This is a genomic window from Rhizobium sp. P2_G2, from assembly GCF_056403555.1.
Map to the genome: position 1 here is coordinate 1 of NZ_JBFUFF010000191.1, position 6,500 is coordinate 6,500.

Genomic DNA, 6,500 nt, shown 5'->3' on the forward strand with positions numbered 1-6,500 from the left:
CGGCCGGCGCCCCATCCAATCTCCCCCCTTGAGGGGGAGATGCCCGGCAGGGCAGAGGGGGGTGGGCCACTTGCCTGCAGCACGGAAGAAGCGGCTGCCAGCTTCCTACTTGCTGACGTCACAATCCGCAGCATCCTGGTCGCCGCCGTCGACCTCACTGACTATTCGCCTGAAAACCCCGCACATCTCACCGCCATCCGCCATCTCGCCGCCACGCTGGGCGGACGGACATATCTTGGCGGGCAAGCGACGGGAGCGCGGATCGCGCAATTCCTCGCGGCACCCGACGAGAAGCGCCTGACGGCCGAGCGCGTGGTCTTCGACAAGCGCCGGCAGTCGCTTTATCTGACGCGCGAGCGCCGGTCGCTGCCTGACATGGTCATTGCTCCGCAGAGCATCGTGGTCTGGGACAATCGTTTCTGCATCCACAATGCTGGCGACGCGCCCGTCCGGATCGGTGCCAGGGGAGAGGAACAGGGGAGGGCGGTCCTCACCCCCTTGCTGTCATCGGACCTCCCACCCGGCGTCCGCCAGCGCGCATTGGCGGTCGAGCCCGTTGTCCTTTCCGGGCCATCCGAGGGCCTTCAAATCCAACCAGTCATTACCCATTTCGACCGGTTTTTGCCATTGCGCCTGCTGCCGGTGGCCAACGCTCTTGCTTTCCTCCTCGGATTGGATCATTTTCCCGGATTACCAACAAGGTGACGTCAAAGTTTGCTATTGCCGAGATACTTGGCAAGACGGTGGGTCGCTCCTATCTTACACCTTGAAAAGGCCGACATCGGGAGGTATCCGTCGGTTCAAACTATCCGGTGAGGTCAATGAACCCGAATTTCAGAAATATCGCCCTCTGGGCCATTATCGCCGTCCTGCTGGTCGCGCTGTTCAGCATGTTCCAGACCCAGGGCGAGCGCGTCAGCTCCTCCGACATCCCGTACTCGGATTTCGTCAAGGCGGTTGATTCCGGCAGGGTGCGTCAGGTGGATATTACCGGCAATCGTGCACGCGGCCAATATGCCGACACAGGTTCCGTCTTCCAGACCTATCTGCCCGTCGTCGACAGCAACCTTATGAACAAGCTGCAGGACAAGAATGTCATGGTGATCGCCCATCCGGAAACGGATGGCTCGTCGAGCATTTTCGGCTATCTGATCAACCTTCTGCCGATCCTGTTGATCATCGGCGTGTGGCTGTTCCTGATGCGGCAGATGCAGGGCGGCTCGCGCGGCGCCATGGGCTTTGGCAAGTCCAAGGCCAAGCTTTTGACGGAAGCGCATGGCCGCGTCACCTTTGACGACGTCGCCGGCGTCGACGAAGCCAAATCCGACCTTGAAGAGATCGTCGAATTCCTGCGCGACCCGCAGAAATTCCAGCGGCTCGGTGGCCGCATCCCGCGCGGCGTGCTGCTCGTCGGCCCGCCCGGTACCGGTAAGACGCTGCTTGCCCGCGCCATTGCCGGCGAAGCCAATGTGCCGTTCTTCACCATTTCCGGTTCGGACTTCGTTGAAATGTTTGTCGGTGTTGGCGCCTCCCGCGTCCGCGACATGTTCGACCAGGCGAAGAAGAACGCGCCCTGCATCATCTTCATCGACGAAATCGATGCGGTCGGTCGTCATCGCGGCGCCGGTCTCGGCGGCGGCAATGACGAGCGCGAGCAGACGCTCAACCAGTTGCTGGTCGAGATGGACGGCTTTGAAGCCAATGAAGGCATCATCCTGATCGCCGCGACCAACCGTCCCGATGTTCTCGACCCGGCGCTGCTGCGTCCCGGCCGTTTCGACCGCCAGGTCGTCGTGCCGAACCCGGACATCGTCGGCCGCGAGAAGATCCTCAAGGTGCATGCACGCAATGTTCCGCTCGCACCGAATGTCGATCTCAAGGTTCTCGCCCGCGGCACGCCCGGTTTCTCCGGCGCCGACCTGATGAACCTGGTCAACGAAGCAGCGCTGATGGCCGCGCGGCGCAACAAGCGTCTCGTCACTATGCAGGAATTCGAAGACGCCAAGGACAAGGTGATGATGGGCGCCGAACGCCGCTCGTCCGCGATGACCCAGGAAGAGAAGAAGCTGACCGCCTATCACGAAGCTGGTCACGCAATCCTGGCGCTCAACGTGGCGTTGGCTGACCCGGTGCACAAGGCGACGATCATTCCACGCGGTCGTGCGCTGGGCATGGTCATGCAGCTGCCCGAAGGCGATCGCTATTCGATGAGCTATTTGTGGATGATCTCCCGGCTCGCCATCATGATGGGTGGACGCGTCGCCGAGGAACTGACCTTCGGCAAGGAGAACATCACCTCCGGCGCCTCGTCCGACATCCAGCAGGCGACGAAACTCGCCCGCGCCATGGTTACCCAATGGGGCTTCTCCGACCAGCTCGGTCAGGTCATGTATGGTGAAAACCAGCAGGAAGTCTTCCTTGGCCATTCGGTGACCCAGTCGAAGAACATTTCGGAATCGACGGCGCAGAAGATCGACAACGAAGTGCGCCGCCTGATCGACGAAGCCTATGAGAGCGCTCGCAAGATCCTGACCGAGCACCACGACGGTTTCGTTACGCTGGCCGAAGGCCTGCTCGAATATGAAACGCTGTCCGGCGACGAGATCAAGGCGTTGATCAAGGGCGAAAAGCCTTCGCGCGATCTCGGCGACGACACGCCAACCAGCCGCGGTTCCTCGGTGCCGAAGACCGGCTCCAAGAAGGACGGGCAGCCGGAAAACGAAGGCGGTTTCGAGCCGCAGCCGCAATAACGACAACGACGATAATGGAATGAGAAGCCCGGGCCAAAAGTTCGGGCTTTTTTGTCGGTGGCGGGGTGCCGTGGATTCCCTCTTCTCCCTTCGCGGACCACAAGGGGAGATGTGTCGAGCGAATGCGAGGCGATGAGGGGACGCCGCATCCGGAAAGCCCCCCATCTGTCCTTCGGACATCTTCTCTCGGCCGGGGAAGAGGGAAACTGCCGCTGGTGCTACTGGAAAATCCAAAGCAAAGCCTGCCACGTTAACGCTCTGTGTTGACGCTATGATGAATTTGATGTGGCAATTTTCTCTATCTGTGGCATTAGGATTCTTCAGTCACCCTGAAAATCGTCAAGGTAGAGAAGCGAACTCATGATGACACGACGTTATTTTGGCACCGATGGTATTCGCGGTCAGGCCAATGTTTTTCCGATGACGCCGGATATCGCCATGCGCGTCGGCATTGCCGCGGGCACAATCTTCCAGCGCGGTGGCCACCGCCATCGCGTCGTCATCGGCAAGGATACGCGGCTCTCCGGCTATATGCTGGAAAATGCCCTGGTGGCGGGTTTCACCGCTGCCGGCCTTGATGCTTTCGTGCTCGGCCCGATCCCGACGCCGGCCGTCGCCATGCTGACGCGGTCGCTGCGCTGCGATATCGGCGTGATGATTTCCGCCTCGCATAACCCTTATGAGGACAACGGTATCAAGCTCTTCGGCCCCGACGGCTACAAGCTCTCCGACGCGATCGAAAGCCRGATCGAAGACCTGCTGGAAAAGGATATCGGGCCGCAGCTGGCAGTTTCGGAAGAAATCGGCCGGGCCAAGCGCGTCGATGGCGTGCAGGACCGTTATGTCGAATTCGCCAAGCGGACGCTGCCGCGCGACATTACGCTCAACGGCCTGCGGGTCGCGATCGACTGCGCCAACGGCGCGTCCTACAGGGTGGCGCCGGCCGTGCTTTGGGAGCTGGGCGCCGAGGTCGTGTCGCTCGGCGTCGAGCCGAACGGCACCAATATCAATCTCAATTGCGGTTCGATGCATCCGGAAGCGCTGGTGCGCAAGGTGCATGAAGTGCGGGCCGATATCGGCATCGCGCTCGATGGCGATGCCGACCGCGTCATCATCGTCGACGAAAAGGGCAATGTCGTCGATGGCGACCAGTTGATGGCGCTGATCGGCGAGACCTGGGCGCATGACGGCATGCTGCGCGGCAAGGGCATCGTCGCCACCGTCATGTCCAATCTCGGCCTTGAACGCTTCATGACCGATCGCGGCATGACGCTGGCGCGTACCAAGGTCGGCGACCGCTATGTCGTCGAGCATATGCGCGAGCATGATTTCAATGTCGGCGGCGAGCAATCCGGCCATATCGTGCTTTCCGATTTCGGCACGACCGGCGATGGGCTGGTGGCGGCGCTGCAGGTGCTGGCGGCCGTGCGTCGGATGAACAAGACGGTGAGCGAAGTCTGCCGCCGTTTCGAGCCGGTGCCGCAACTTCTGAAAAACGTCCGCTTCTCCGGCGGCCGGCCGCTGGAAGACAAGCATGTCAAGCAGGCGATCGCCGATGCCGAAAGCGAGCTTCTGAGCCACGGCCGCCTGGTGATCCGCCCCTCGGGCACCGAGCCCCTTATCCGGGTGATGGCCGAGGGCGACGACCGCACGCAGCTGGAGCGGATCGTCAACGGCCTCATAGAAGTGATCGGCAAGGTCAAGACGGCGGCTTAGTCTGGCGCAAAACCAAGGGGCTGAAGCGCTGGCATCGAGCCCGGAAAATCGCGATGCGACTTCAATCGGGGTGAGAATCTCCTCGCCCCGATTTCATCTGCCGATAACAATCAGTGCGATCTTATCTTGATCGAAGCAATGCCGCCCGCGCCACGGTTTTCCAATCGGTTGACCGCATAGGACACCGCTCCCGCATAGGTGCGGAAGGGGCCATCAAGCCACAGCAAGGTGTCTTCGTTGCGCACGATGGCCGACTTGGCGATCGGGTCGAAGATCACTTCATATTCTTTTCCGGAAATGGCAACCACGATCATCTCCTCTCGGCGAATGCGCCTACTTTGATATGACGTTCGGTGGGTCAAGAATGATTTAGAAATGGCTAATTTTTCGTATAGAAGCGGCCCGATATCCCAAAATGAAAATTGTGGTGCAGATTGCCGCCGCGCAAGCGGGATACCCTGCCCAACACTGGAACATAGCGAAGCCGAGTTCGTTTGGAGCGTTGCTACAGGGGTTATGCAATGTTCCAAAAGATTTACGCTGTTCTGATTGCCATACTGGTTTTCATATCTGCAACGGCGATTTCTGCCAGTGCCGATCTTTCGCCGACATCGCTTCGGTCGGAAGGAAGTGCTGCCTGCCGGAAGGTGCGAACGCAATTTGACGATCCGCGCGTGATGTCGTGGAACAAGCGCATGGTCTATTGGCTATGCTATCCCGAATATATCGATCCCAGGTGAGGAAATGTGGCCTCACGGCAAAACCCGCAAGCGCATCAGCAGCTTGGCAAATCTTATAGTAAACGATCGTGGTTAAGCGCGTTTTAACCTTTGCGCTTCATTATCCAACATCGAAACATATTCGCCCGGTGATCATCGCGCCGGACAAGTTGATGTGGAGCGGATCATGAGAAAAATTTTGGCATTGGCATCCGTCATGCTGGCGCTGTCCGGTCCGGCCTTCGCGGCCGACCTTTACGTCCCCGAGCAGCCGGCTGAAGCGCCGGTCGCGACCCCGGTCTCCACTGGCGGCTGGTATCTGCGCGGCGATACATCGTTCGACATTGTCGACTTGCGCGGCGCTCAATTCTTCCAGGGCGACAATTCCCGTTTCGCTAAATTCAAGTCGGCGGATCTCGACAATACTGGCAATATCGGCCTCGGCGTCGGCTATCAGGCAAACGATTATCTGCGGTTCGACACCACGTTCGACTATATGTTCAGAAGCGACTTCAACGGCTCGACCACCGGCAAGTGCGGCAGCACCGGCGGCCCTTGCCGTTCGCATGACACCACATCGATGACAGCCTACAGCCTGATGGCCAACGCCTATGTCGATATCGCTCATTACGGCCTGTTCACGCCCTATGTCGGCGCGGGTCTTGGCGGCACCTATGTGAAGTGGGACGACCTGAAAAACACGTCCTGCAGCACCAAGAATCCGCAGAATTGCGACGACACGGTCACCCACAACGGCCGCGGCAGCTGGCGCTTTACCTATGCGCTGATGGCCGGCACCGCGATCGACATCAATTGCAACCTGAAGGCCGATATCGGCTATCGCTTCCGCCACATCCAGGGCGGCGACATGTTCGGTTATGCCGAGCACGGCGGTCCGGGTTACGACAAGGGCTTGAACATCCACGAAGCCCGCGCCGGCCTGCGCTACTCCTTCGACGATGGCGACTGTGGGCCTGCCTATGTCGCGCCGGCCGACGTGCCGAACCAGCCGCAGCCGGTCTTCAAGTAAGACCGATCACGCTTCATTCAAAAGCTGCCTGGCGACGGGCGGCTTTTGTCGTTGTGCGCCCAGCATGGGCGCATTCTTGTGGGTGGAAGTCCCACCGTAAGCTGGTCATGGCGAGCGAAGAGAAGCGCAACTGCGGAAGGGCGACTGACCGTGGGGAGGAAGCGTGGATCGAACCTGCGGGCCGATGGACAAGAACCGGATATGAGGCGATGCCGATCAGGGCGAGCGGGCAACGAACCGCGAAGCTCTTGTGACCAAGGGTCGGTGGCGTAAATCCGGCGGTCG

Annotated in this window: 4 protein-coding genes and 2 pseudogenes; 4 read left to right on the plus strand and 2 right to left on the minus strand. The window is 60.1% G+C overall.

Going from position 1 to position 6,500, the window contains the following annotated elements; translation table 11 throughout:
- The 3 genes and pseudogenes from AC1D06_RS41325 to glmM all read left to right on the plus strand — a co-directional run.
- Window positions 1-705 (plus strand): annotated as a pseudogene (locus AC1D06_RS41325) (hypothetical protein); the annotation flags it as partial.
- Window positions 706-821: 116 nt separating this feature from the next.
- Window positions 822-2,750, plus strand: a complete 1,929-nt coding sequence (gene ftsH, locus AC1D06_RS41330; protein WP_477991249.1) for an ATP-dependent zinc metalloprotease FtsH — start codon at window positions 822-824, stop codon at window positions 2,748-2,750.
- Between the two features lie 363 nt (window positions 2,751-3,113).
- Window positions 3,114-4,466, plus strand: a complete 1,353-nt coding sequence (gene glmM / locus AC1D06_RS41335; protein ID WP_477991254.1) for a phosphoglucosamine mutase — start codon at window positions 3,114-3,116, stop codon at window positions 4,464-4,466.
- Between the two features lie 110 nt (window positions 4,467-4,576).
- Here the strand turns inward: glmM and AC1D06_RS41340 are convergent, their stop codons facing one another.
- Complete coding sequence (locus AC1D06_RS41340; RefSeq protein WP_477991251.1) at window positions 4,577-4,774, minus strand: hypothetical protein; 198 nt, start codon at window positions 4,772-4,774, stop codon at window positions 4,577-4,579.
- A gap of 598 nt (window positions 4,775-5,372) precedes the next feature.
- Here AC1D06_RS41340 and AC1D06_RS41345 point away from each other — a divergent pair.
- Window positions 5,373-6,215 carry an outer membrane beta-barrel protein gene (locus AC1D06_RS41345; protein WP_477991253.1) on the plus strand — a complete coding sequence of 281 codons (843 nt, stop codon included), beginning with the start codon at window positions 5,373-5,375 and terminating at the stop codon, window positions 6,213-6,215.
- Between the two features lie 13 nt (window positions 6,216-6,228).
- On the opposite strand, the pseudogene AC1D06_RS41350 reads toward AC1D06_RS41345, so the two are convergent.
- A pseudogene (locus AC1D06_RS41350) lies at window positions 6,229-6,500 on the minus strand (hypothetical protein); the annotation flags it as partial.